We start from the raw sequence: 25,915 nt of genomic DNA, 5'->3' as shown, positions 1-25,915 counted from the left end.
ATCATATTCTGTTTTAATAAGATGACCATGCTTTCGATGCAAGCTTTCCGGCAGGGAAGCTCAAAGGAGGATCCTATCATGAAAATAGAACGCTTAAGTCAGGATAAGATACGGATTTTCCTAACATTCGATGACTTAACTGAACGCGGTATTCAAAAGGACGACATGTGGAGAGAAATCCCCAAAGTACACGATTTATTCAGCGAAATGATGGATCAAGCATATTCAGAGCTCGGATTTGACCCGTCCGGCCCTCTTGCTGTCGAAGTGTTTGCACTGCCGGCACAAGGAATGGTTGTTATTGTAACCAGAGGAAAGCTTGATTTGTATGCGAATTCAGATGCATATGACGATCATGAAGCTGAAGAGGTCTACGAGATGGAAGTTACGCTTGAACAAAGCGATTTAGTCTCCTATGCGTTCCGAGATTTTGAAGACCTGCTGCGTCTCTCTAAAGTAATTAATCCGCTTCTCATAGAAGGCGGCACCCTTTATTCGTACAAAGGGAAATATATTTTGCAACTAGAACCTGTTGACCTTGAAGATACGAAGTACCAAGCGTTAATCGCGGTTCTGTCCGAGTTCGGAGAAGCTGCTTCCGTAACACAAGCGGTGCTTGAGGAATATGGGAAGACGATTATTGCCGACGACGCGGTAAAAGTGCTGTGTCAGCACTTTAAATAAAAGGACATCTTCTTCGCTTTCTGTTGTTGAATGAAACAAGCATTAACAAAAACAATCGTTTTTGTTGATGCTTTTTTTATGGCTTAAATAAGGGAATGGAGTTCCCGCATTTTGGGCGTCAGCCTAGTCTTTGCCCAAGCTTACAGACAGAGAAGCCCTTATTCGATGGAAAAGGCTTCTTCGACCATGTAACGGACACCGGTGCTGTTATTTGCCCGCCTGGGGACTGGTTTCGCCTCCAAATCGGCAAATAAGGATTCTGCTGTCCGATATCATAGAAACACTTCGCATTTCGCGAAGATAACGGCCGCTGTGTCCGAAGCGTTGTGAGGCATCGAACTCCGGTTGGAGCGCCATAACCCATGTAAGGGAATATTAGACTAGCCTTCCATCATGATGCCGTCTGTTCACCGAATAAATCATAGATAAGTTGTTTGAAAATGTCTATAATGTAAGATGACATGAAAGTATCTGACGATATTTCATGATTTATCGCCAAAAGGGGGAGCCGCATTTGCAAATATTGCCGATTGTTCTTGCAGCCGTAGCCCCAGGACTCTCACTGCTTGCCTACTTTTATTTAAAGGACAGATACGAAACGGAACCGATCCATTTGGTCATCCGCATGTTCTTGTTCGGTGTGCTGCTCGTATACCCCACGATGGTGCTTCAGAACGCCTTAGTTCAAGAACTGGGCGAGGGAACTTTCATCACTTCCTTTTTTCTGTCGGGCGGTATTGAGGAGTTCCTGAAATGGTTCGTTCTGTATCATTTAATATTGAGGCATCCAGCCTTTGATGAGCCGTATGACGGGATTGTCTATGCGGTTGCGGTAAGCTTGGGTTTTGCGACATTAGAAAATATCATCTACGCTTTCCTGAATGCAAGTTCTTTCACCGCCCTCATGATCCGTGCTCTGCTGCCGGTATCGGCGCATGCCCTCTTCGGCGTCATGATGGGGTATTATATGGGAAAAGCCAAGTTCGTACCGAACAAAATGCAGAAGTATCTCTGGTACTCGCTCCTGCTCCCGATTTTCTGGCATGGATTGTTCGACTACATTTTGCTTATTTTTAAAACGAATTGGATATGGGTCATGATCCCGGTCATGACATTCCTCTGGATTCGGACGATTTGGCGGGTTGACCGTGCGAACGCGCATTCTCCGCTGCGGGTTGCGGCAGCGGAAGATAAGATTAAAATGAGTTAATTTGGCAATACTGGACAGTATAGATGGCGTTCCTGGCCTGATAAGCTTAGAACTACCGGGAGGGTGTACATGTCCATAACACGAGTGAAAGTGAAGATTCGCTGCCGGCAGTGCGGAGAGAAGTTCGTGCTGAAAGGCAAAAAAGAAAAAGGCAAAATTGAAACAGGGTTTAGGCAATGCATTTGCAGTAACGAGCATGATTTTGAAATAGAGACCGAGGAATAACGAGGGGCCATTCTTTAAGAATAGGCCTCTTTTTGTTGTCAATCTTGTATAAACCTGTCTTTCCGAGCAGAAACTAAGCGCAAGTTTAGGGAATGAAAGGAGTATTCACGTGTATAAAAGATTGAGTATTGTCATGTTTCCTTTTCTTTTGCTTGCCTTGATCGGCGCCTCGGTTTGGGGATATTTGGAGCATCAGGAGAAAAATACGATTTTGATCAAAGCGGAGAACCAATACCAGCGGGCGTTCCACGATCTTTCTTTCCATATGGATAAGCTGCATACGGAGCTTGGAAACACACTAGCTGTAAACAGCGTATCGGAACCTTCCTACCGGAAAGGGCTGGTGAATGTGTGGCGGCTGACCAGTCAGGCGCAAAGCGACATCACACAGCTTCCGTTAACGATGCTGCCATTTAATAAAACAGGGGATTTCTTAGCGAACATGGCTAATTATTCGTACCGGATGTCCGTTCGCGACATGGCCAAACAGCCGTTGACGGAAAGCGAATTGAAAACGCTAAGCGCGCTTTACGATCACTCTGCAGAAATTACGAAGGAAATCAGGGGTGTTCAGGACAAGGTAATGACGAACAATTTGCGATGGATGGACGTTGAGCTGGCTTTGGCTTCGGAAAAAGAACAGCACGACAACGCTATTATCGACGGCTTCTCCTCCGTGGACAAAAAAGTAGGCGCCTATGAAGAGTTGAATTGGGGCCCGGGCAGCATGAGTTCATTGTCTAAAAATAAGATTAGCATGCTGTCAGGCAATGACATGACCGCCGATCAAATTAAGCAAAAAGCCGCTCAATTTCTGGGACAAAGCGATGCCTCGAATTTGCAGGTTGTAGAAAACGGCGGCAATGCGCCCGAAAATCAAAGCTATAGCGTGATCATTCCAGGGGGCAAAGGCGGCGCCGATCAGGTGCAGATGGACTATACGAAAAAAGGCGGCCAATTGATTTATTTTATGAAACCGCGGGATGTCCAAACGGCGAAATTCGATCTCCGGCAAGCGCGGGATATCGCCAATGAGTTTTTGGATCAACATGAATATAAAGATATGAGCGCCGTCAGTTATGACCAGTATCAAAACATCGCAAATATCATTTTCGCCAAACGCGACAAGGACGTTATCGTTTATCCGCAGCAAATCAGCGTTAAGGTTGCTCTGGACACGTTGGAAGTGGTTGGTCTTCAAGCAGGCGATTATATTTACGGCCAAGTACAGCGCAAGATCGGACAGCCCAAAATTACGGCGGCCGAAGCGCGCAAGCAGCTAAGTCCGAATATGAAAGTAACGGGTGAAACGTTGGCTATCATTAAAAATGAGCTGGATGAAGAGGTACTCTGCCACGAATTTATCGGGAAAATGAACAATCGGATGTACCGGGTGTATGTCAATAGCGATTTGGGCATCGAGGAGAAAATCGAGACGATTCGCCCGGATCAAGCGGAAGCAGCCGCCGGAGCGGCAAAATAAAGCCAGGAAGAGAAGCGGGTTTGGAGCCTGCTTCTTTTTTTTTGCTATTCAAATGAGAGGGGCGTGGTATAATTATGTCATATTATGTTTCGGAGGTGCAGGAATTGCTGCCCAAGGTTAACCAAATTTTACATATACAAGTAAACAGTATCGACGATGAAGAATCCAAAATCGAGTACAGATCCAGAATTGCCGATGTGACGGATCTTTCCATTGTGATTGAAATACCGATGAATGAGCAGACGGGCAGACTTAAGAAGCTGTATTACGGCGACGAGCTAAACGCTTATTATGTCGGTCAAGGCGGCGTGAAGCATTACTTCACCACGTCTGTCACCGGCTATCGGGAAGATGTCATTCGCTTGGTGGAGCTTCACAAGCCAGAACCCGAAGCGATTACGCAAGTCCAACGCAGAAGTTTTCTGAGGGTGCCGGCAGAACTTGAAATCGCGGTCAAAGTGTCCGACCAGATTCAATTCATCGGCGTAACCGACGATGTCGGAGGCGGAGGGATTTCCTTTGTTTATGACGGGCAAATTCCACTTGGCGTGAATATGGCGATTTCCTGTTGGCTGCTGGTACCTTATAAGAATGGCAATATCGAGCATATTTCTTTCAGCGGCGAAGTTGTGCGCGTCAAGCATTTGGAAACCGGCAAACAGCTTGCGATGCTCCGATTTGTGGACATTCTCGATCGGGAGCGTCAGAAATTAATTCGTTTTTGTTTCGAGCGCCAAATGGATTTCCGGAAACGCTAATTGCATGAGAGTCCGCTCGTATGGGCATACTACCAGACAAAATGCCTATTCGAGCAGGTGAGCGCTCATGTCCAACGATCGGGAAGCGAAGTCCTACGAGCAATTGTTTATCCTCTTTTCCGCAAAGGTCGAGAAGGTGATGATTCGCACGACATTCGTCTGTATTATTGTGCTTATTTGCGTGCAGCTGCTTCTCCAAATTCCCTATATTCGCAAACATTTTACCCGAGTGGAGCCGCTTGAAGGAAAGCCTTACATGACGCCTCAAAACGGGAAGGGGGAGCGCTATTAAGCACGTCTAGACACAATCTATTATGCGTCCAAGTTTTGCATATGCCTAGGTAGTGTGGTATAATTTGAATCGATTAGCAGGCAGTGCCTGCTTTTTTGTTCGTAAGGTATCGTTGGGAGGAACAGCAGCTTGGATAAGTTCAATATTGCCATCGATGGACCTGCTGGAGCCGGTAAAAGTACCATCGCTCGGCTTGTCGCCGGAGCACTTGGATTCATTTACGTGGATACAGGAGCCATGTACAGGGCAGTAACATGGAAAGTACAGCAAGAAGGGCTGCTACCTGATCAAGAAACAGAAGTGGCTGCTTTGGCAGAGCGAATGCAAATTGAGCTCGTACCTGGAGAAGAAGGACAACAGGTTTTCGTTGATGGCGTCGATGTGACGAAAGCTATTCGGACCACAGCCATTACGGACCATGTATCCCAAATCGCCAGTTATGGCGCAGTGCGCCAGCTGCTGGTCGCGCTTCAGAAGCAAATGGCGATATCCAAAGGCGTCGTCATGGATGGCCGAGATATCGGTACCCATGTTATGCCGGATGCAGAAATTAAGGTATTCCTGACAGCAAGTGTGAAAGAACGCGCAGAACGGCGTTTCAAGGAGATGCAGAACAACGGTACTTGTACGCTGACGCTCTCCGAGCTTGAGCAGGACATCGCCCGCAGAGACCAGTTTGACCAGAATCGAGAGATTTCTCCGCTCAGGCGCGCTCATGATGCTGTGTTAATGGACAGTACCTCTATGACGATCGAAGAAGTTGTTGACGAGATACTTGGGCTTTGTAAAAACAAAGTCGGAGGTGGCAAATAAGATGCTGTATCGCATCGGCAGGGCCTTGTTTCGCTGCTTTTTCACCTTATTTTTCCGAATGCGTGCCATCGGCATGGAGAATGTCCCCAAACATGGCGCAGTAGTGCTATGCGGCAATCATACAAGTTTATTGGATCCACCTTTATTAGGAACTCCGCTTAAACGTATGGTACACTTTATGGCGAAAGCTGAACTGTTTGATATTCCTGTTTTGGGCTCTGTCATTTCCAAAGTAGGCGCCTTTCCCGTCAAACGCGGAGGCGTAAGCAGAGACTCCATCCGTCTAGCGGTGCAATTGCTCCGTGACGGCAATATGTTGGGCGTTTTCCCGGAAGGTTCGCGCAATAACGCCGGGGGAATGGGCAAGAAAGGCGCTGCCTCGCTTGCATTGAAATCCGGCGCTGCGGTCGTGCCCGTTGCGATTGTCGGCAATTATTCATTATTCCGCCGCATGACCATCGTGTATGGCAAACCGCTTGACCTTACCGCTTATGCGGGAGCCAGCTCCGAAGATTTGGAGCTTGCGACTGAAGCCATTATGAAAGAAATTCGCCGCTTGCACCGTACATATAGCAAGGCATAAGCCAAATGTATGGAAATGAAAGCTTGGAATTATACTATCTTTAAAAGCGAATGTACTGATTGTTTTGTTTGAAACAGAGTAGAAGCTTACATACTGCTTTGTGACTTATAAATTATTTCTTGTTGGTTGTAATTAGAGGAGGCTAATCTCATGTCAGATGAAGTAAAAGTTCAAGATCAAACGCAAGAAGCTCAAGAAACAGCCGTATCGCAAGCAGAAGCGGAGCATGCCATGAACAATGTTGCTGTGCTGAAGAAAGGCGCTACCGTAAAAGGCAAAATCGTTAAGGTAGATGCAGATCAAGCCTTCGTGGATATCGGTTACAAATACGATGGTGTTATCCCGGTGCGCGAATTGTCTTCCGTTAGCTTAGAAGATGCGGGTCAAGCGGTTCAGCTTGGACAAGAAGTGGAATTGAAAGTCGTTTCTATCAACGATGCCAAAGAAACTTTGGTACTATCCAAGCGTGTTGTGGATAGCGAGAAAGCTTGGGAAACATTGCAAGGTCAACTGGAAAGCAAAGAAATTATCGAAGCTGCAGTAGCTGAAGTCGTCAAAGGCGGTTTGGTTGTTGATATCGGCGTGCGCGGTTTCGTACCGGCATCCATGGTTGAGCGTCAATTCGTTGAAGACTTCTCTTCTTACAAAGGCCGCACATTGCGTCTTCGTGTGAAAGAAATCGATCGCGAGAAAAACAAAGTCATTCTTTCCCAAAAAGATGTATTGGATGAAGAATTCGAAGCGAACAAAAAGAAAATCATCGAAGGTCTGCAAGTAGGACAAGTACTTGACGGTACGGTTCAACGGTTGACACAATTCGGCGCGTTCATCGACATCGGCGGTATCGATGGCCTTGTGCACATCTCCGAACTAGCTTGGCACCATGTTGAGCAAGCTTCCGACGTTGTCAAAGAAGGCGACAAAGTGAAAGTGCAAATCCTTAAACTTGATCCTTCCAACGACAAAATCAGCCTGAGCATCAAGGCTACACAAGCAGGCCCATGGTCCAACGTGGAAAATGATTTCAAAGCCGGCGATATCGTAACAGGTACAGTGAAACGTCTTGCCGCTTTCGGCGCATTCGTTGAAGTAGCTCCTGGTGTTGAAGGTCTTGTGCACATTTCCCAAATCGCACACCGTCACATTGGCACGCCTCACGAAGTATTGAAAGAAGGCCAAGAAGTTCAAGTGAAAATCTTGGAAATCAATGCGTCCGAGAAACGCGTTAGCCTAAGCATCAAAGAAACAGAAGAAGCTCCGGAAGCTCCTGCCGCAGCTGCTCCATCCGCTGGCAAGCCAGAAAGAGAAAGACAACCAAGAGGAGATCGTGATCGCGGCAACAGCGCTAGTCATCAAAAAGAGATCGCTGGCAACGAGAACGTGTCCTTGAGCAACCAAGGTCTATCCATGACACTTGGCGAGCGTTTTGGCGACAAACTCTCCAAATTTAAAAAATAAATGATACTTGGATTTTAGGAGGACCATAGGAATGCGCATCTCACGCAAAATGGAACATGTCCATTACGCGCTGGAGCTTGGTCAATCCAGACAGCAAGGGCTGTCGGATATCAAGCTTGTGCATAACTGTCTGCCTGAGACTTCAACGGATCACATGTCATTAACGACTGAAATCGGCGATCTCATTATGAGCTCGCCGATTTTAATTAATGCGATGACCGGAGGCGCCCAGGAGACAGAAAGCATCAACCGCGAACTAGCCATTATGGCGCGGGAAAAGGGGATGGCGATGGCTGTCGGCTCCCAAATGTCTGCGCTTAAGAACAGCGAGGTGGCGTCAAGTTACCAAGTTGTGCGGCGCGAGAACCCGAAAGGGATTGTGTTCGCGAATTTAGGCAGCGAGGCTACCGTGGATCAAGCGGTCAGAGCAATAGATATGATTGAGGCTAACGCACTGCAAATACATTTGAATGTCATGCAGGAATTGATCATGCCGGAAGGGGATCGCAACTTCGTCGGCATGCTGAAACGAATTGAAGCAATTGTCCGGCATGTTCAGGTCCCGGTCATCGTCAAGGAAGTCGGCTTCGGCATCCTGAAGGATAATGCCAAGCAATTGCAAGAGATTGGCGTCCGCATCTTGGATGTCGGCGGCTCGGGCGGCACGAATTTCGCCGCCATTGAGAATGCGAGACGTCCAGCCGCGATGGAGTGGCTGAACGATTGGGGCACGCCGACCAGCATCTCGCTGCTGGAGTCGCTATCAGTGTATCCGCAAGGCTCAGTGATTGCCTCGGGAGGCATTACGAATGCTTTGGAAGCAGCCAAAGCGCTTGTTCTCGGCGCCTCGGCCGTCGGCATGGCGGGGGCTTTTTTGAGAGTGCTGCGCGAGCAAGGCGCCGAAAGCATGCATCATTTTGCCGATGAGCTTCATCAAGGACTTATTTTAATTATGACAGCGTTAGGCGCACCGACGATTAAGGCGTTAGCGCAATGCCCGGTCGTCATTCTGGGAGAAACGTCAGAGTGGTGCCGCGCCCGCGGGATAAATTTAACTTCATACGCAGATAGAGCCAATCGGAGTAAATAATCGAAAGATTGCCATACTAAGGATCAGGTAGCGCTTCCCTCATCAGTACTGAGCGGAAGCCTGAAGATCCGCAGGCAAGCGGTGATTCGCGTCATCAGCTAGCTTATGCAGTCTAGGGTGGTCAGATTATGAACTCCGGTTATTTGTCTCTCATTCTTCTTTGCATCACGTTGATCTTGTTTGCCAGCGGATGGAAGGAACTGTACATCAGAAGTATATCGCATAAGGGCATGCTTCTTTTTTTTGCCCTGTGGTTGGTAGGTTCGAACTTTTCCATAACGATCAAACAAGTGCATGTTCAACTCGTTTACATCCTCATTTTTGTCATGAGCATTGCTATTCTTTATGTTACCCAAGGCTTCATACATAAGCTTCATTTGCTTTCGATCGGGCTTCTGCTGGGTTCGCTTCATTTCTTGCTGCAGCAGCTGCTGGAGATGGATCCGATTCTCATTGTGCGGAATTCAGATTGGGATGTTGCTATCCTGCTCGCCATTCTGGCCGTTCTTTTGCAGCGGAATGCTTTGGAGCAAATTGCCGCGATCTCGATTGGCTATTTGCTTGGCGATATGTATTTGGCGGGCATTCATCCCGTAGGCGGCTACCATCATCTCGGACATTCGACATTTCAAGACCAATGGTGGCTTTCTGTCTTCACGGCGCGAACGATGACGATTATTCTTCAATCGGCTTATAACGGTTGTCGAAACCTGATACGCAGCTGGATGGAGCGAAAAGGAGGCTGGAGAAAGTAATGGACTGGTTGTATTCGCACCGGTATACAATAGGGATCGTTGTAGGTGTAGTTTTTGGGATCGCAGCGCGGCTCAATATGCTCCGAACAGACTATAGGCAATACCCGACTTACCCGCATGGCAAAATCATACATATTTCCCTAGGCGTCATTGCCGCCGGCTTGGGGGCGGTAGCTGTGCCTGCTTTGCTGGAAAAAAACTATACGGCGGTGACATTTTTATCGCTGGCCGCGCAGCAGTTCCGGGATGTTCGCAATATGGAAAGACAGAGCTTATCGAAGGTGGATGAACTGGAGCTTGTTCCCCGAGGAGCGGCCTATATCGAGGGCATTGCGATGGTATTCGAGGGAAGGAATTACCTTGTCATTTTCACTTCCTTCCTTGCTTCTCTGTTTAGTATTTTGTTCGCTTGGTACTGGGGGGCCTTAGCTGGCGTTATGTCCATTTGGATGGCCAACTTTTTTAAATCCGGCAAAAAGCTGGGGGATATCGCGGAGATCGAGCTCGTGCCCATCCGTATGGAAGGACCTGATCTGTTTGTCGGTCACATCTATATCATGAATGTGGGGCTGGAAGACACCCGCCGCAAGATTCAAGATCATGGCTTTGGTTTTCTGGTCAAACCCAAAAATCGCAACGTTCGCGTAACCTTGGCCAATCTGGGCCAAAGACAGGCTATTCTTCATGATATCTCTACATTATTTGGCGTATACCGAGATGACGGCGAGCCCTCGCTAAGGCCAATGGCCAAGCTGGATATGAACACCGGAACGCTTGGATTGCTTCTCCTGCCGCAAGAAAAGGATGCGAATAAGACGTTTGTTGGCCTGCATCGGATTCCCGTGCTGGAAAGCGCTGTGCGCATGCCGTCCGAGGCCGGTGTGAATAAAGAAAAGGAGGCTTAACATGGCGCAAATCCTTGCTGTCGTGACATTGACGAAGGAACGGGTTGGCGGCGGCGCTCCAATTTTTGTCGTAGAGCAGGAAGAGGACCTGCAAAAGGTCTCTTTTTCCTTGGAAAAGATATTGGATGCGAACGCGCATGATTTGAAAAACGGCACGATGATTTTGGTCAAACATACGTAGTGTGGCAGGTATGCAGCGACCAAATTGGCAAAGTCTCAAAAGAGATTAGCCAATCCGTGTCTTTTTTGTTATGATGTAAGTTGCGTATTTTTCCATGGCTGATCATGGAATCAGGAGGAGTGAATGAGAAGTGGCTAGACCAGTACTTGCAATTGTCGGCCGACCGAATGTCGGCAAATCCACTATTTTCAATCGGATCGTTGGCGATCGTATGGCGATTGTGGAAGATAAACCGGGTGTAACACGTGATCGACTCTATGGTGTGGGAGAATGGCTGAATACGTCATTCAGCGTGATTGATACAGGCGGTATTGAAATTGACGGCGAGGATGCCATCCTCAAATCCGTTCGTGTGCAAGCCGAGCTTGCGATCGAAGAAGCGGATGTTATTGTTTTCATGGTAGATGCCAAAGCAGGCGTAACCCCATCGGATGAAGAAGTGGCTCAACTGCTGTTCCGTTCCAAGAAGCCGGTTGTACTTGCCGTTAACAAAGTAGATAACTTGGCGCGTCAAGATGATATCTATGAGTTCTATTCTTTAGGATTTGGAGATCCAGTCGGCATTTCAGGATCTCACGGCATCGGAATCGGTGATTTGCTCGAAGTTGTGTGCGGGATTTTCCCTGACAAGAAAGACGATGAGTACGGGGACGAAGTCATTAAATTCGCTCTGATCGGCCGTCCGAATGTCGGCAAGTCGTCCATGACGAATGCGATTCTCGGAGAAGAGCGGGTAATTGTCAGTGATGTGGCCGGCACGACGCGCGATGCGATTGATACGCCATTTGAGCGCGACGATCAAAAATTTGTCATCATCGATACCGCCGGTATGCGGAAGAGAGGCAAAGTTTACGAGAACACGGAAAAATATAGCGTGATGCGCGCAATGAAAGCGATAGAACGCGCAGACGTTGTGCTCGTCGTTATTGACGGTCAAGAAGGCATCATCGATCAGGACAAGCATATTGCGGGCTATGCGCATGAAGCAGGAAAAGCGGTTGTCATTGTCGTAAATAAATGGGATATCGTGGAAAAAGACGATAAGACGATGCAGCATTTTACACAAACGATCCGCGATCATTTCTTGTTCTTGAGCTACGCGCCGATTGTCTTCGTATCGGCGAAAACAACGCAGCGCTTGCATAAGCTGCTGCCGGTTGTCATTCAAGTGGCAGAGAATCATGCCCTTCGCGTTCAGACGCATGTATTGAATGATGTTATTTCCGATGCGGTGGCATACAATCCGCCTCCGACGGATAAAGGCAAGCGCCTGCGGATTAACTATGTCACGCAAGTTGCCGTTAAGCCTCCTGTCTTTGTACTCTTTGTGAATGAGCCTGAGCTCATGCACTTTTCTTATGAACGGTATTTGGATAATAAAATTCGTGCCGCCTTCGGTTTCGAAGGTACCCCGATTCGTATCCTAAGCCGTAGAAAAACTTCGGACAAAGAATAAGGAGATGTTGCAGCTTGCTTTCAATTTCCATAATAACAATCATAGCGGGTTACTTATTAGGGGCTATAAGCTTTAGTTATTTATTTGGAAAATGGTTCAAAGGCATCGATATCCGCAAACACGGCAGCGGTAATGCAGGGGCGACCAATACGCTCCGCGTTCTGGGCAAGGGCCCGGCCATCCTCGTCCTGATCTTGGACGGCTTGAAGGGAGTCGCTGCCGTTTGCCTCGGCATCTGGGCAGCTCCCGGACCCGATGACATCTGGGTTCGCGTATTGTGCGGACTTGCTGCCATCATTGGACACAATTGGCCGGTGTATTACGGTTTCCGCGGCGGCAAAGGCATTGCCACTACGATCGGCGTAATGGCCACGCTTTGCTTCATCCCAACGTTGATCGCAGGACTAACAGCCATCGCTATCATTGCCATAACCCGGTTTGTATCGCTCGGTTCCCTGGTGTTAACCGCACTTTTACCTTTTCTTATTTGGGGAATGGATCGGCCTATACCTGTTTTGTGGATAAGCATCTTGCTGTGCGCGTTTGCCTTTATTCGGCACCGCACGAATATTGTGAAGCTGATTCAGGGTAAAGAGAACAAGCTGGGTCAAAAAAGAGCATAGTGGGAATACTCCCATGCCAAACGTTTAGGAGGTAGTAACCATGTCAAACAAAGTATCGGTTCTGGTAGCCGGCAGCTGGGGTACGGCACTCGCCTCGGTACTGGCGGATAATGGGAAGCAGGTGCTGCTATGGTCCCGCAATGAATCGCAAGTGCAAGAGATCAACGAGCAGCACCGCAATAGCCGTTTTCTCCAAGATGTGGAACTATCGCCGCTCATTGTGGCGACAAACTCGCTGCAGGAGGCGGTTGAAGGGGCGGACGCGATCCTCATGGTCGTCCCCTCTTCCGGGATGCGCGAGGTAGCGGCTCTCATGCGCCCTTATTTGAAAAAGGATGCTTTGATTATTCATGCAACGAAAGGCTTCGAAACCGGAACTCTCAAACGGATGACGGAGGTTCTGGCGGATGAGCTGCCGGAAGCGGATGCGAGAAGGTTTGTCGTGCTCTCGGGTCCTAGCCATGCCGAAGAAGTCATCCGGAAATGTCCGACAACGGTCGTCGTCGCGGCACAAGACCTGGAGGCGGCAGAAGCCGCACAGGATTTAATGATCAACTCCTATTTCCGTGTATATACGAACCCGGATGTTGCCGGTGTCGAAGTCGGCGGCGCGCTCAAAAACATCATCGCACTCGGTGCAGGACTGACAGACGGTCTTGGCTTTGGCGATAATGCCAAAGCTGCGCTTCTCACGCGAGGATTGGCAGAGATCGCCCGTTTAGGCGCCAGTATGGGCGCTAGTCCGTTGACGTTTGCCGGATTAGCCGGAATTGGCGATCTGATTGTGACATGTACGAGTCAACATAGCCGAAATTGGCGTGCCGGCAATAAACTCGCGAAGGGCACCCCGCTGGAAGACGTGCTTCAAGAGATGGGGATGGTCGTCGAAGGCGTGAAGACGACGAAAGCCGCATACGAATTGTCGCGCCGGTATGAAGTGACGATGCCGATTACCGATGAGCTGCATAAGGTGCTTTTCGATGGGAAATCGCCTCAGCTTGCCGCGCAGGACCTGATGGGACGCGTCAGAACTCACGAGATTGAAGAAGTGGCTGCAGGTGCCGTTACAAATGTGCTGAAGTAGCCTACACCACATTCTAGCCGCATTCATACTATACCGTATAAGCTTTTTAGTTTATATCAGGTATGGGAGGCGGCGCATTTGGCAAACAAAGATATGTCCAAGGACGTATTGAATGTGGTAAAGAAAAAAACGGGAAAATCCGTTACACCTAAAGATATTGAGAGAATTGCCAGCGGTGTGAAACCTTCTACACTGCAAAGCGAGACTCAGCTTCGTCAGCTGATCAAACAAGTTTCCGGGCTAGTCAATGTGAAGGTATCCGAAGAAACGGTCAACGATATTATCCAGGCTGTCAAAAGCTCGAAACTGGACACCAACAACATGCAGCAGCTTATGAACATGATGATGGGCAAAAAATAAAAAGCATGAAGGGGAGCTTGCTGCCCTTTATGCTTTTTTTCTCATCCTATGCTATACTTACTGGTGATTCATTTTAAAGATATATACATAAGGAGTTAATAATATGTCAAGTTTGGACAAAATGTGGGCGTCTTTTGTGGCGATTGGCTTGATGGTTGTCGCTTCCTTGTTGATTTCGTATGCGAGAACGCGTACGCAAGGCTGGATTCGTGTCGTTCTTTCGACCGTTGCCTTTTTCTTGTTTATACCGATTTTGCTCTATATGCTGCTATCACTGTTTTAACATGGAGGGAAGTCATCGATGTTGGAATTAAAAACGCGTAAAACTCAGAAAACGATGGAGCCGGTAACAGGCTTAAGTATTTTAGACCATGCGCTTAAAAATGACGTGGAGTGGGGGTTCTCGTGTACGCGCGGAACATGTGCCCGGTGCCGCTGTTACATAGCCGAGGGCCGGGAGCTGCTTTCTCTGCCTTCTGACGAAGAGGAGAACCGTCTGGAGCCTGAGGAAATTGAACAGGGGTACCGGCTGGCTTGTCAGTGCATCGTGAAGCAATCCGGCGCGATCTCCGTCACGCATAAGCCTTATTTCTAATAAATCTGCCTGAAAGGTGTGGGCAACGTGGTCCTGCTGGAACCGTTAGTACCAACGATTACGACCATCCATACACAATTAATGCAAGCCCCTAGCGTACGATGGCTCATCGGTGGCAGCTGCGGACTGCTTATGCAAAACGTAGACATCGGAAGAAGTCCGAGAGATCTGGATATTTATGTAGACCTGAGCGATGTGACCGGGATACATGCGTCTTTGCAGGATTATTCCGTTGACACGCCTGTGTTAAGTCAAACTGCGATGTATGCGTCCATCCTGAGTCATTATCAGATTCATGGTGATTCGGTTGAAGTGGTGGGAGACTTCAAGGTTCAAGCGCTTGATTCTGCCTATCAAGTGGAGGTAGGGTTTCTGTGGGAGCACCACAGTCATCTGGCAGTTATAGATAATCAAGAAGTGAAAGTTATGCCTCTGGCGCATGAACTTCTTTTTAACCTATTGCGTGATCGGCCGGACCGGTATGAGGCTATTTATAGGACGATGTTGGCTTCTCCGGAAAAGCACATGCATACCTTGAATGTGTTATTGCAAAGGAATCGTTGGGGACTGGATTTTCAAAGAAAACTTGAGTGTTTAATAGATTCGAATCGCCGTAACGTCACGGATGATGGCAGATAAGTAGGTGATCCTGATGAATGGACCGGAAGTGCATTTTTGGCCGGACGACAAAAAAATAAGCGTAAGGCCGGGCACAACCTTGCTGGATGCCGGCCGAAGGGCGAGAGTGAACATTCGTACGCGCTGCGGAGGCAAAGCAGCTTGTCTGATGTGCAAAGTGAAAGTAAACGATCCAGACTGCAAAGGACTTGCGCCGATGAATACCAATGAGCGTTTGAAGCTCGGATCGCAAGCGGATGAAGGCTTCCGCCTTGCCTGTCAGGCGCGTGTCATGGGGGCCGTGCAGGTAACGATACCGGAGGACCCGTTAAAGGCGGCTATTCGCGCCCAGCTTGCGAGGCAAAACGATGACGATTTATTTTAAAGCATATAGATAGGATGATGGAAGCGTGAAAAGAGGTACAAGCCTTATACATGGCAGATGGATAGGTATAGTTATAGCTATCAGTATGGTTCTGGTGCTAAGTGGGTGCGCGTATCCTAAGGAATTGCGCAAGGAGAATCAAATCAACCCAGCTGAGTTTATAACCGTTGTGCAGCAAGCGGTCGATCTTTTCCACGAGAAAAGCGGTGTTCTGCCGATAAAAAATAGCGATATGTCAACGCCTCTCTATGAAAAGTATGTCATTGATTTTGCAAAATTGAAAAAAGCGAACTATTTAAGCACGGTCCCGGCGAACGCTTTTGAAAGCGGGGGCATCTTCATCTATGTCCTTGTGAATGCGGAAACGAAACCGACCGTGAAATTGATGGACTTATCGGCGTATCAAAGTGTCGAGGATGTCCAGAAGAAAATAAATGACTACAAAGCGAGCCATGACGGGAAATTACCTCCCGGTATTGCGATCAATGAAGCGTTTGAATATGTGGATTTCAATAAACTTGGGATGAAAGCCCCTGAAATCAAATCGGTGTACAACCGCCAAAACCTCGTAACCTATTTGGTCAATAAGCAAACGGGCGAGGTAGCGATTGACTATGCGATGGATATTATGAAGTACATCCAAGATCAAGGTTTAGCCGGCTCGTTAAAACCGGACGAGGATTTGCGAGAGATTCTTGTGAACAAATCGTACTTCGTTCCTATCCGCAGCTTTGCTTATCATTGGCAGAATAATCAGCCGCTTCCTCAGGAGTCGCCTTAATAAGATACAAACCTCTTACAGTTTTCTTGTAGGAGGTTTTTTTAAATTTTCAGAATATCACCGCCGCTGCAATCATATATTTTTTCAGGTGTGGTGAGGAAAGCCATATATGTGCTTCATCAAATATGAGCTGCAAAAAAAAGATATGGCGCATCTATCATATTTCTATCGAAAGTACATATATTTCTTACTAGTCCAAATGAATGTACGAGTAGTCAATTGTTACCGTCGCAAAGTCAGTTGACGACCAAACTGTAGGAGGGATTCTCTTGGAGAAAGTGGATATCTTTAAGGACATTGCAGAACGAACGGGAGGGGACATTTACCTGGGGGTTGTTGGAGCAGTCCGTACAGGCAAATCAACCTTTATCAAGCGTTTTGTGGAATCTGTAGTGCTTCCGAACATTCAAAGCGAAGCGGATAGGATCCGGGCTACCGATGAACTCCCGCAGAGCGCTGCTGGCCGCACGATTATGACAACGGAGCCAAAATTCGTGCCGAATACGGCGGTTCAAATCTCCGTGGCCGAAGGGCTGAATGTGAATGTGCGCCTTGTCGATTGCGTAGGTTATGCAGTTGATGGCGCCAAAGGCTATGAAGACGAGAACGGTCCGCGGATGATCAATACGCCGTGGTTCGATGAACCGATTCCTTTCCAGGAAGCGGCGGAAATCGGAACGCGCAAGGTCATTCAAGAGCATTCCACGCTAGGTGTCGTGGTGACGACCGATGGCACGATCTCGGATATTCCTCGCTCCTCTTATGTGCTTGCAGAAGAAAGAGTGATTAATGAGCTGAAAGAAGTGGGCAAACCATTCATCGTCATCATTAACTCGCAGAAGCCAAACAGCGAGCCGGCGCTTGAACTGCGCAGCGAGCTGCAAAGCCGCTATGACGTGCCTGTCGTAACGATGAGTGTGGCAAGTGCAGGCGAGGAAGAAATGGTTTCTGTCCTGCGCGAAGTGCTCTACGAGTTCCCGGTTCACGAAGTCAATGTGAATTTGCCGAGCTGGGTCATGGTTCTGGATGAGAATCACTGGCTGCGTACGCAATTCGAAAATTCCGTACGCGATACGGTTCAAGATATTAGACGCTTGCGCGACGTGGATCGTGTCGTCAGCCAGTTTGCGGAATATGAGTTTATTGATAGGGCGGCGCTGGCCGGACTCAGCATGGGTCAAGGCGTTGCCGAGATCGACCTCTTTGCGCCGGATGAGCTCTATGATCGTATCCTGGTGGAAGTCGTCGGCGTTGAGATTCGCGGCAAGGATCATCTCCTGCAGCTGATGCAGGACTTCACGCATGCGAAACGGGAATACGATCAATTCGCTGAAGCGCTGGAGATGGTCAAAACGACGGGCTACGGCATTGCGCCTCCTACGCTTGCTGAAATGGCGCTGGATGAGCCTGAGCTGATCCGTCAAGGCTCCAGATTCGGGGTCCGATTGCGGGCTACGGCACCGTCTATCCATATGATTCGGGTGGATGTCGAGTCTGAATTCTCGCCGATCATCGGAACGGAGAAACAGAGCGAGGAGCTTGTCCGCTATTTGATGCAGGATTTCGAAGACAACCCGCTCAAAATTTGGGAGTCTGATATTTTCGGAAGATCTCTGCATTCCATTGTACGCGAAGGCATTCAAGGCAAGCTGGCCCAAATGCCGGACAACGCGCGCTACAAGCTGCAGGAAACGCTTGGCCGCATTATTAACGAAGGCTCCGGCGGTTTAATTGCCATTATCTTGTAAGAAAGTAGACAAAAAAACACTCAAAAGAGTGTTTTTTGTCGTTTTATAGCAAAAATACCCACATAAAATGGAAATCGATACTTGAAATTGATGACGTAGTATATTACTATGAGTTTATTCGTCTGCTTTCGAAGTTCATTTTTGCTAAGAAAATCAACGATTTTTCATTGATTCATGTATATTTTCTGAGGAAACGGTGAAAACAGGAAGTAACGGAAGTAAGAAATCTTGGGGGGAGGTGAATGGCATGAATAAATCTGAATTGATTAACAAGGTTGCTGAAACCTCTGAGCTTTCCAAGAAAGATGCAACGAAAGCAGTTGATGCTGTTTTTGAAGCAATTTCCGAAGCGCTGCAAAGCGGTGATAAAGTACAACTAGTTGGATTCGGTAACTTTGAAGTTCGTGAACGTTCTGCTCGTAAAGGACGCAATCCACAGACTGGTGATGAAATCGAAATTCCAGCAAGCAAAATTCCAGCTTTCAAACCTGGTAAAGCACTTAAAGATGGCATTCAATAATTGCGTTGTACATACTATTGAACGTTATATATCAATAAAGCCGTGACCGCATTTTGCTGTCGCGGCTTTATTTATGATTAGCAGAAAATGCCTTTACAATTCCAAAGTCTCCTACTATAATTACAAAGTGAATAAGTGAGCTACAGACGGGGTATGGCGCAGCCTGGTAGCGCGCACCCTTGGGGTGGGTGAGGTCGCACGTTCGAATCGTGTTACTCCGATTAAGACAAAAGACATCGATAGTCCGATGTCTTTTTCTCTTGAAGAGGCTTGTTCCAATAGAAGCTTTCTTAGATGATGTAGGGGGAACAGTCTTGAATAAGTTGAAACTGAACGAGCTGGTAAAGTCACAAGATTGGACGATGTTCGGTATTATTGCTTCGATTTACTTAGTATGGCGAATTGGCGTCGTGGGGAACTGGAGCAAAGAGTGTTGGATTCTGCTGTTAGTTTGTTTGCTGGGTGTCCGCAAGGATCAAATTGACGTGGATTGGAAGCGGTTTTTTATCTTCGGCATACCGCTGCTCGGCGTATTCTATTATTTCTATGGAACCGGAAACGGCTTCTGGTGGAAAATCGCCAATTGGATGTTTGAAAACAACCGCCATCCTTGGCATTGGGACGATTATATGAATGCCATTCCTCTTAATAACGGCCGATGGGCAAGGTGGATCGCGTCTCCTTTTTTGGATCGAGCGATGGTTTGGATTTATAATTACGGTTTTGTTTTATCCTTATGGATTTGTATCGTAAGAAGCTTCTGGACACGGAGTATCAAAAAAATGCTGTCGTACGCACTATCCGGTCATATGCTGCAATTTCCGCTGATCCTGCCTTTCTATAACTTGATCTTGCTGCACGAGGTTTGGTATGTAAACAAACAGCCCGATTTGCTGCACCGTGTATTTGCCGATCAGAATTCTTTGCTTGTCGCCGTGATGAACTGTTTTCCGAGCATGCACACTTCAATCTCTTTTGCGATGCTTCTTCTGGCGTTAAGAGAGAAGGACCGCATTTTCAAAACGATGATGGTCACGTACTGCGCTTCCATTATTTTTTCAACTCTATATTTGCAAATTCACTGGTTAATTGACGTATTCGCAGGCATGCTGTTTGCTTACGGAACGGTGAAACTATCGGATTTCCTCATTCGTTTAGGGTCACATCGGGTGCTGCCTGTTAAATTCAAACAGTTTTATCAAAAAGGAAAACAAACAACCTCTGGCGAAGTTTCCATTTAGGTTAGTTGACTTGGGGATGCTTTTTTTGGCATCATTAGATAGGGACATGGCGTAATGCAAGAACGGAGGATGGGAATGGACGATACGAACAAAATGAATCAACCGAATACGAACGGCAATGAGTATTTCGTTATTAAAGCCAAAGACAACGGTGTTCATGTAATTGGATTAACGCGCGGTCAAGACACACGCTTTCATCATACGGAAAAATTGGACAAAGGCGAGGTCATGATCGCCCAGTTTACAGAGCACACATCCGCCGTTAAAGTGAGAGGCAAGGCGCTCATTATGACGAAATACGGCACGGTCGATACAGAAGAATAATTTATTATTGAAAAAGCAGGCATAGCCTGCTTTTTTTCTTTGTACAATGGTGTATAGAGCTTGTAATCATCGGCTTCCACAGTCCGTTGTGCTCTTGCCGAATAGCCAGGAGGTGCAATACGATATGAAATGGTCGATGCGCATCGTCATGACGTTAACGATATCTCTTGTCATTGCCATTGGTTTATCCATGCTTCCGAAAATGGATAGCTCAATTGGCATCAATTCGCCATATCATTGGCCAAGCAACCGCGTAGGGCAGGTCACGGACAATAATTTGCCGGATTTGCTCGTCCAAGTTCCGCTGCAAATGCGGATTCGCAAGGTTGAACTGAGCAGCACCCGCATATCGCTTGATTTGAGCTTGCCTAAAAATGCCGATTCAACCTCCGTATATCGCGATCTATACACGATTGCGCAGACCATGCTGATGAAAACCAAAAATGTGAATCAAGTGTGGGTGCGAGTGATCGATTATTCAGGCGTGTCAGACAATGCCTCGACGCAGCTTGTTCTTGCTATGGTTGCCGAGCGTGAATCTGGGAAGGATATGGATAAGAGCGCGGGCGAGCTTAGCCTCATTCAGCTCGAACAGGAATTGCAGAATCGGTTCCGTATCACGTATACATCCAAATGGCAGCAAAGATATCCTTTATAATTAGATGTGCTTCTGTTAACGTGTTATGATATAATGATTTGAATTGAAACTTAGACCAACATATTTGAGATTTGGCACACGGTTACGGAGGCTTTTGCATGAATTCTTATCGGATCCCAGAGATCGCCAAGCAGTACACGGAGTATGATATGATCCAAATTCACACAGACTTGCCCGATTTCCCGGAGCTGCGTACGCGTCTGTTATTTGCATTCTTGAACGGAAACAGTAAATTAAGCTCTTCCAGTGAGTTGTATACGCTAGCAACCTCACTCGTGCAGCTTGCGCTCGACACGCATGATATGGTGACGGTCTCGAATGATCTCAAAGAGAAAAAAGCGGCAAGATCCAGACAGCTTAAAGTGCTTGCCGGGGATTATTTCAGCTCCCGTTTCTATCATCTCCTCGCCGGAGCCGGTCAAATTGACATGATTAAGCAGTTATCGAATGCAATTTGCGAAGTCAACAGACTTAAGATGAACACGTACATGAAAATGAAGCAATTGAAATTATCGGCAGAAGATTACATTCACCAAACGGTGGAGATCAAATCTCAGCTTTTTTTGTCATTCTCGGAGTTCATGTCTGACGTATATGATGGCGCTTGGCCTGAGATCCTGAGGAGTTATGCGAAGTGCGAAGTTATCTTTGAAGAGATTTTCCGTATGGAATCCGGAGCGAGCTTCAAGGATAGCTGGGGATTCTGGCACATATTGCAGCATGGCACGAAGGATGAGCGGAAGCAGCTGCAAGCGGAGGAAGCGGATCAAGCCAAAGTTCGCACTTTAGCGCATAAGTATCATATCACTTCGCAGCTGTATCAAATGCTGGACTCCCAAACGAAGTTGTTGCAATCGAGGGTGCAACAGCTTGAATCGGACAAACTAATAAGTGAACTGTTTCACATAGGAGAGCCGTTCCTGCGATTTTTAGCGAAGCAGCCCAGAGTGCTGGAAGAAATTTGAGGTGACCTGACAGATGAATATGACCAAATCAAAACCACAAGTAAAAAACCAAAAGTCCAAAGAAGAGTTCGTACATTCCGTCTTCGAGAGCATCGCGCCAAAGTATGATTTAATGAACAATATTTTGAGCTTCCGCAGGCATAAAGCGTGGCGCAATTTTACGATGAAGAAGATGAATGTGCAGCCGGGGGAAACCGCCATTGACTTATGCTGCGGCACTTGCGACTGGACGATTTCATTGGCGCGGGCAAGCGGCACCGGTAAGATGGTCGGGCTGGATTTCAGCCAGAAAATGCTGGATTACGGCGCTGAGAAAATTAAGCAGCTTCACTTGGAAAAGCAGATCGAGCTTATTCAAGGCAATGCAATGAGTCTTCCGTTTGACGACAACACGTTTGATTATGCAACGATCGGATTCGCCCTTCGCAACGTACCCGATTTGGAGCAGGTCATTCGTGAAATGCAGCGTGTCGTTAAGCCAGGAGGGCTAGTTGTGTCTCTTGAGCTCTCTAAACCGACCTGGCAGCCTTTCAAGTCGATCTATTATTTTTATTTCCAACGCGTTCTGCCTTTCTTGGGCAAGATGATTGCTCAGAAGTATGAGCAGTATAAATGGCTGCCGGAATCATTAATCCATTTTCCCGATCACAAACAGCTTGCGGCAATTTTTACGAACCTAGGATTAGATGATGTACAGGCTTACCCGTTAACAGGCGGAGTCGCAGCCTTGCATATTGGCACCAAGGGGAAAACGAAATCAGGAGAGTAATGCGCATATGTTTACTAAATTAAAAATTTTTCTAGAAATGATTAAGTTTGAACACAGTGTTTTTGCACTGCCTTTTGCTTTCATGGGGGCAATTCTTGGATCCGTGGTATTGAACGGACATTTGCCGAGTTGGGCACAGATTGGCTGGATTACGCTGGCGATGGTTGGCGCGAGAACCGCGGCGATGGCCTTAAACCGAGTCATCGATAAAGCGATAGACAAGAAAAATCCGCGCACGGAAAATCGCGCAATACCCGCGGGGTTGATTTCCATCCCGCAAGTTATTATTTATATTATTATTTCATTTGCATTGCTTTTCTGGGCAACGTCTAATTTAAGTTCCTTGTCAATGAAACTGCTGCCGATCGCAGTGTTTTTTCTTGTCTTTTACTCTTATACCAAAAGATTCACATGGACATGCCACTTTGTTCTCGGCTTGACTTTAGGATTAGCCCCGTTAGGCGGATGGATTGCCGTAACAGGCCAATTCACTTGGGCATCTATCGTATTTTATTTGACAGTAGTGTGCTGGAGTGCCGGCTTTGATCTCATCTATGCTTGTCAGGATGCTGAGTTCGACCGCAACGAAGGCCTACATTCTTTGCCGAGCCGCTTTGGCATTAAGGCAGCGCTCAATACGGCGCGTGTTTTGCACGTACTGACAGCTGTAGGACTCGTTACTTTATTCTTCATCACACATTTAAGCTGGTTTTACTTGGTAGGGCTTGTTATTGCGTATTTTATTTTGTACAAAGAACACAGACTTGTTTCACCGCAGGATTTATCCAAGCTGAATACAGCCTTCTTCACGATGAACGGTGTGCTCAGCCTTGTGATGTTTGTATTTACACTGCTTGATGTGCTTGTGAGGCAGTACTTATGAGCGGCGGCAATTGGGTGATAGGGATTACAGGGGCTAGCGGAGCCATTTATGGCGTCAGGCTGTGCCAAGTCATGCTGGATCAAGGATTAAACGTGCATCTGATCGTTACGGAGGCCGGCTGGAGAGTCCTGCACGATGAATTGGATTGGAATGCCGGCAAGCGCAAGGAAATGCTTCAGGAGCATTTCGGCGGCCGCGCAGGCACGTTTGACTATCATCCTATTGCTGATATAGGAGCGACCGTTGCCAGCGGATCCTTTCGCACGAAAGGAATGGTTGTCATCCCGTGCTCAATGGGCACGTTATCCGGCATTGCGCACGGATCGTCCGATAACTTGCTAGAGCGGACAGCAGATGTGATGCTGAAAGAAGGAAGAAAATTAATTCTGGTTCCAAGGGAAACGCCATTACATGCCATACATTTAGAAAACATGCTAACCTTATCCAGAATGGGCGTACGCATGCTTCCGGCGATGCCCGCCTTTTATAATCGTCCGCGCTCTTTGGAAGAGATGGTCGATTTTTTGGTGGGCAAAGTGCTGGACAGCATGGAGATTGAGCATTCCTTGTACCGAAGATGGGGAGAGAACCATGATGAGCGCTGACCCGAAAATCCGCATTGGCCGAATCAACTATACGAACGTTTGGCCGATCTACTATTATTTTCCGGAGCTTATGAACACTTCGGATGTGGACATTATCGAACAAGTTCCAACTTCACTGAATCAAGCTATGGCCGCAGGAAACATTGATATGGGACCGATTTCTTCTTTTGCCTACGGAGAGTCCTTCGAGAAATACTTGTTGTATCCGGATTTATCCGTTAGCGCTTATGGAGAAGTCAATTCGATTTTACTGTTCCACGAAAAGCCGCTCCGCGAGATCGCGAACGGGCATATTATGCTGCCGACAACTTCAGCTACATCCGTGAATTTGCTTAAAATCATTCTGGAGAAATTTTATGGCGGGAAGCCCACGTATGAATATGCGCATCCGAATGTTGACAGCATGATGGCCCGGGCGGACGGGGCGCTGCTCATTGGCGACGATGCAATCAAAGAGAGCTGGCGCAATAAAACGTATATGATTACAGATCTTGGGCAAGAATGGGCGAAATGGACCGGCCAATGGATTTCATTCGCCGTGTGGGCGATACGCAAAGAGACGGCTGAGATGTACCCGGAACTGGTGGCTGATGTCTTCGAGGCGTTCATGGCAAGCAAAGCGAAAGCCCACCGCGATCCGGAGGAAATGATAGGCGAGGCGCAAGCTTCGGTAGGCGGCACAGCTTCATATTGGCATCATTATTTTCATACGTTATGCTATGATTTTGGAACGGAACAATGGGAAGGACTTGCAACCTACTACAAGTATTGTTACGAGCTTGGTTTCCTGCCGAAACCGGTAAGCATCGCTTTATGGTCTGAGACTAAAGTGGCACGGGTGACAGAATGAAAAATTTAATCGATATTTATTCAAGAAAGAAAAAAGATATAGCAGCAATTGAAAAAGCGCTCGAAGAAAGCGTATATACCGATCACGCTATGCTGAGAGAAACGTCCAGCCATCTATTGAAAGCTGGCGGGAAGCGCATTCGCCCGGTGTTTGTACTGCTCTCCGGCGAGTTTGGCGATTACCGGCTGGAAACGATGAAACGCGTCGCGGTACCGCTGGAGCTCATTCATATGGCCTCGCTTGTTCACGATGATGTCATCGATGACGCCAACACAAGACGCGGACAATTAACGGTTCGGTCTAAATGGGACAACCGGATCGCGATGTTTACTGGAGATTACATATTTGCTAAAGCTTTGGGCGTCATTACGCAAATCCACAAACCGGCTGTACATCAAATCATGTCGAAAGCGATTGTGGAAATGTCCATCGGCGAAATGGAACAAATCCGCTTTTTCTTTCATTCCGATCAATCGATCCGCGATTACTTGCTGCGCATAAGACGCAAAACGGCGCTCCTGATCGCCATTTCCTGCAAACTGGGAGCTATGGCGGCAGACGCTCCGGATTGGATTTGCAATAAGCTGTACAGCTTCGGTTACAACATCGGCATGACGTTTCAGATCCGCGATGATATTCTGGATTTGATCGGCACGGAGAAGCAGATTGGCAAACCGCCCGGTTCCGATGTGAAACAAGGTAACATTACGCTTCCCGTCCTGTATGCCTTGCAAGATCCTGCTTTGAAGCCGCTGATTTTGGCCGAATTAGATCGTATACATAAATTGGATGGACAAACGGATGTGAGCGGCTTCCTGGATATGATCCGAAAAAGCGACGGCATTCAAAAGGCGGAAGCATTGTCCCAGAAGTACCTCGATAAAGCGATTGCTTCTTTGGACAAGCTGCCGGGCGGCCAAGCGAAGAAAGATCTGATCGAAGTTGCCCATTTCATCGGCAATCGTTCATATTAAGGGTGCAATTTGAGAAAATATGCCAAAAAGTGTAAACTA

Annotated in this window: 33 protein-coding genes and 1 tRNA gene; all 34 read left to right on the top strand. The window is 47.4% G+C overall.

Going from position 1 to position 25,915, the window contains the following annotated elements; genetic code table 11:
- The first annotated feature begins 78 nt into the window (after positions 1–78).
- The 34 genes from AC3WRW_RS28365 (at position 79) to AC3WRW_RS28200 (ending at position 25,876) form a co-directional block, all read left to right on the top strand.
- Positions 79–684: a genetic competence negative regulator gene (locus AC3WRW_RS28365; protein WP_171682107.1), complete on the top strand. Its 606-nt coding sequence runs from the start codon at positions 79–81 to the stop codon at positions 682–684.
- A 514-nt stretch (positions 685–1,198) separates the two neighbouring features.
- A complete protein-coding gene (prsW, locus tag AC3WRW_RS28360; RefSeq protein ID WP_492549573.1) occupies positions 1,199–1,894 on the top strand; it encodes a glutamic-type intramembrane protease PrsW in 696 nt (231 codons plus the stop codon).
- A 69-nt stretch (positions 1,895–1,963) separates the two neighbouring features.
- Positions 1,964–2,119, top strand: a complete 156-nt coding sequence (locus AC3WRW_RS28355) for a hypothetical protein (RefSeq protein WP_492549570.1) — start codon at positions 1,964–1,966, stop codon at positions 2,117–2,119.
- Between the two features lie 109 nt (positions 2,120–2,228).
- Entirely contained in the window at positions 2,229–3,602 is a 1,374-nt protein-coding gene (ypeB, locus tag AC3WRW_RS28350) for a germination protein YpeB (RefSeq protein WP_492549569.1), read from the top strand.
- A 74-nt stretch (positions 3,603–3,676) separates the two neighbouring features.
- Positions 3,677–4,360 carry a flagellar brake protein gene (locus AC3WRW_RS28345; protein WP_492549568.1) on the top strand — a complete coding sequence of 228 codons (684 nt, stop codon included), beginning with the start codon at positions 3,677–3,679 and terminating at the stop codon, positions 4,358–4,360.
- A 67-nt stretch (positions 4,361–4,427) separates the two neighbouring features.
- Positions 4,428–4,652 (top strand): hypothetical protein, encoded by a 225-nt coding sequence (locus AC3WRW_RS28340; RefSeq protein WP_492549567.1) that lies wholly within the window; start codon positions 4,428–4,430, stop codon positions 4,650–4,652.
- 129 nt (positions 4,653–4,781) lie between these two features.
- The gene (cmk, locus tag AC3WRW_RS28335) at positions 4,782–5,465 is read left to right on the top strand and encodes a (d)CMP kinase (protein WP_492549566.1); all 684 of its coding nucleotides are present in this window, start codon (positions 4,782–4,784) and stop codon (positions 5,463–5,465) included.
- Position 5,466: 1 nt separating this feature from the next.
- On the top strand, positions 5,467–6,048 hold the full coding sequence (locus AC3WRW_RS28330) for a lysophospholipid acyltransferase family protein (protein ID WP_492549565.1): 582 nt from the start codon (positions 5,467–5,469) through the stop codon (positions 6,046–6,048).
- A 150-nt stretch (positions 6,049–6,198) separates the two neighbouring features.
- Positions 6,199–7,506 carry a 30S ribosomal protein S1 gene (gene rpsA, locus AC3WRW_RS28325; protein WP_492549564.1) on the top strand — a complete coding sequence of 436 codons (1,308 nt, stop codon included), beginning with the start codon at positions 6,199–6,201 and terminating at the stop codon, positions 7,504–7,506.
- A 31-nt stretch (positions 7,507–7,537) separates the two neighbouring features.
- Entirely contained in the window at positions 7,538–8,596 is a 1,059-nt protein-coding gene (fni, locus tag AC3WRW_RS28320) for a type 2 isopentenyl-diphosphate Delta-isomerase (protein ID WP_492549563.1), read from the top strand.
- A gap of 128 nt (positions 8,597–8,724) precedes the next feature.
- Positions 8,725–9,351, top strand: a complete 627-nt coding sequence (locus AC3WRW_RS28315) for a YphA family membrane protein (RefSeq protein ID WP_492549562.1) — start codon at positions 8,725–8,727, stop codon at positions 9,349–9,351.
- Positions 9,351–10,256, top strand: coding sequence for a YIEGIA family protein (locus tag AC3WRW_RS28310; RefSeq protein WP_492549561.1), 906 nt, complete (start codon positions 9,351–9,353; stop codon positions 10,254–10,256). Before AC3WRW_RS28315 ends, AC3WRW_RS28310 begins: the two co-directional genes overlap by 1 nt.
- 1 nt (position 10,257) lies before the next feature.
- Positions 10,258–10,437 (top strand): capping complex subunit for YIEGIA, encoded by a 180-nt coding sequence (locus tag AC3WRW_RS28305; RefSeq protein ID WP_492549560.1) that lies wholly within the window; start codon positions 10,258–10,260, stop codon positions 10,435–10,437.
- A 130-nt stretch (positions 10,438–10,567) separates the two neighbouring features.
- A complete protein-coding gene (gene der, locus AC3WRW_RS28300; protein ID WP_492549559.1) occupies positions 10,568–11,893 on the top strand; it encodes a ribosome biogenesis GTPase Der in 1,326 nt (441 codons plus the stop codon).
- Positions 11,894–11,907: 14 nt separating this feature from the next.
- Complete coding sequence (gene plsY / locus AC3WRW_RS28295) at positions 11,908–12,516, top strand: glycerol-3-phosphate 1-O-acyltransferase PlsY (RefSeq protein WP_492549558.1); 609 nt, start codon at positions 11,908–11,910, stop codon at positions 12,514–12,516.
- Positions 12,517–12,556: 40 nt separating this feature from the next.
- A complete protein-coding gene (locus tag AC3WRW_RS28290) occupies positions 12,557–13,600 on the top strand; it encodes an NAD(P)H-dependent glycerol-3-phosphate dehydrogenase (RefSeq protein ID WP_492549557.1) in 1,044 nt (347 codons plus the stop codon).
- A 93-nt stretch (positions 13,601–13,693) separates the two neighbouring features.
- Positions 13,694–13,960 carry a stage VI sporulation protein F gene (locus tag AC3WRW_RS28285; RefSeq protein ID WP_171682250.1) on the top strand — a complete coding sequence of 89 codons (267 nt, stop codon included), beginning with the start codon at positions 13,694–13,696 and terminating at the stop codon, positions 13,958–13,960.
- Between the two features lie 103 nt (positions 13,961–14,063).
- Positions 14,064–14,243 (top strand): DUF2768 family protein, encoded by a 180-nt coding sequence (locus AC3WRW_RS28280; RefSeq protein WP_492549556.1) that lies wholly within the window; start codon positions 14,064–14,066, stop codon positions 14,241–14,243.
- A gap of 18 nt (positions 14,244–14,261) precedes the next feature.
- A complete protein-coding gene (locus AC3WRW_RS28275; RefSeq protein WP_492549555.1) occupies positions 14,262–14,555 on the top strand; it encodes a 2Fe-2S iron-sulfur cluster-binding protein in 294 nt (97 codons plus the stop codon).
- Positions 14,556–14,573: 18 nt separating this feature from the next.
- Entirely contained in the window at positions 14,574–15,194 is a 621-nt protein-coding gene (locus AC3WRW_RS28270; RefSeq protein ID WP_492549554.1) for a nucleotidyltransferase family protein, read from the top strand.
- Between the two features lie 13 nt (positions 15,195–15,207).
- Complete coding sequence (locus AC3WRW_RS28265; protein ID WP_492549553.1) at positions 15,208–15,558, top strand: 2Fe-2S iron-sulfur cluster-binding protein; 351 nt, start codon at positions 15,208–15,210, stop codon at positions 15,556–15,558.
- Positions 15,559–15,643: 85 nt separating this feature from the next.
- A complete protein-coding gene (locus AC3WRW_RS28260; protein WP_492549552.1) occupies positions 15,644–16,339 on the top strand; it encodes a YphF family lipoprotein in 696 nt (231 codons plus the stop codon).
- Between the two features lie 269 nt (positions 16,340–16,608).
- Positions 16,609–18,087 carry a stage IV sporulation protein A gene (spoIVA, locus tag AC3WRW_RS28255; RefSeq protein WP_145655311.1) on the top strand — a complete coding sequence of 493 codons (1,479 nt, stop codon included), beginning with the start codon at positions 16,609–16,611 and terminating at the stop codon, positions 18,085–18,087.
- A 247-nt stretch (positions 18,088–18,334) separates the two neighbouring features.
- Positions 18,335–18,607 (top strand): HU family DNA-binding protein, encoded by a 273-nt coding sequence (locus tag AC3WRW_RS28250; RefSeq protein WP_171682090.1) that lies wholly within the window; start codon positions 18,335–18,337, stop codon positions 18,605–18,607.
- Between the two features lie 147 nt (positions 18,608–18,754).
- Positions 18,755–18,828 (top strand) — tRNA-Pro (locus AC3WRW_RS28245).
- Positions 18,829–18,921: 93 nt separating this feature from the next.
- Positions 18,922–19,848, top strand: coding sequence for a phosphatase PAP2 family protein (locus AC3WRW_RS28240; RefSeq protein ID WP_492549551.1), 927 nt, complete (start codon positions 18,922–18,924; stop codon positions 19,846–19,848).
- 93 nt (positions 19,849–19,941) lie between these two features.
- Positions 19,942–20,172: a trp RNA-binding attenuation protein MtrB gene (gene mtrB, locus AC3WRW_RS28235; protein ID WP_492549572.1), complete on the top strand. Its 231-nt coding sequence runs from the start codon at positions 19,942–19,944 to the stop codon at positions 20,170–20,172.
- A gap of 124 nt (positions 20,173–20,296) precedes the next feature.
- Positions 20,297–20,830, top strand: a complete 534-nt coding sequence (locus tag AC3WRW_RS28230) for a hypothetical protein (RefSeq protein WP_492549550.1) — start codon at positions 20,297–20,299, stop codon at positions 20,828–20,830.
- Between the two features lie 98 nt (positions 20,831–20,928).
- Entirely contained in the window at positions 20,929–21,795 is an 867-nt protein-coding gene (locus tag AC3WRW_RS28225) for a heptaprenyl diphosphate synthase component 1 (protein ID WP_492549549.1), read from the top strand.
- A gap of 19 nt (positions 21,796–21,814) precedes the next feature.
- The gene (locus AC3WRW_RS28220; RefSeq protein ID WP_492549571.1) at positions 21,815–22,564 is read left to right on the top strand and encodes a demethylmenaquinone methyltransferase; all 750 of its coding nucleotides are present in this window, start codon (positions 21,815–21,817) and stop codon (positions 22,562–22,564) included.
- A gap of 7 nt (positions 22,565–22,571) precedes the next feature.
- A complete protein-coding gene (locus AC3WRW_RS28215) occupies positions 22,572–23,447 on the top strand; it encodes a UbiA-like polyprenyltransferase (RefSeq protein ID WP_492549548.1) in 876 nt (291 codons plus the stop codon).
- Positions 23,444–24,052 carry a UbiX family flavin prenyltransferase gene (locus AC3WRW_RS28210; protein ID WP_492549547.1) on the top strand — a complete coding sequence of 203 codons (609 nt, stop codon included), beginning with the start codon at positions 23,444–23,446 and terminating at the stop codon, positions 24,050–24,052. Before AC3WRW_RS28215 ends, AC3WRW_RS28210 begins: the two co-directional genes overlap by 4 nt.
- Positions 24,042–24,902: a menaquinone biosynthesis protein gene (locus AC3WRW_RS28205; RefSeq protein ID WP_492549546.1), complete on the top strand. Its 861-nt coding sequence runs from the start codon at positions 24,042–24,044 to the stop codon at positions 24,900–24,902. The genes AC3WRW_RS28210 and AC3WRW_RS28205 overlap by 11 nt, the downstream gene beginning before the upstream one ends.
- On the top strand, positions 24,899–25,876 hold the full coding sequence (locus AC3WRW_RS28200; protein ID WP_492549545.1) for a polyprenyl synthetase family protein: 978 nt from the start codon (positions 24,899–24,901) through the stop codon (positions 25,874–25,876). The genes AC3WRW_RS28205 and AC3WRW_RS28200 overlap by 4 nt, the downstream gene beginning before the upstream one ends.
- Positions 25,877–25,915: the final 39 nt, after the last annotated feature.

Source organism: Paenibacillus sp. FW126-R14 (assembly GCF_058789495.1).
The sequence above is the reverse complement of the archived record's forward strand: the minus strand, read 5'-3'. Positions and strand labels throughout refer to the sequence as shown.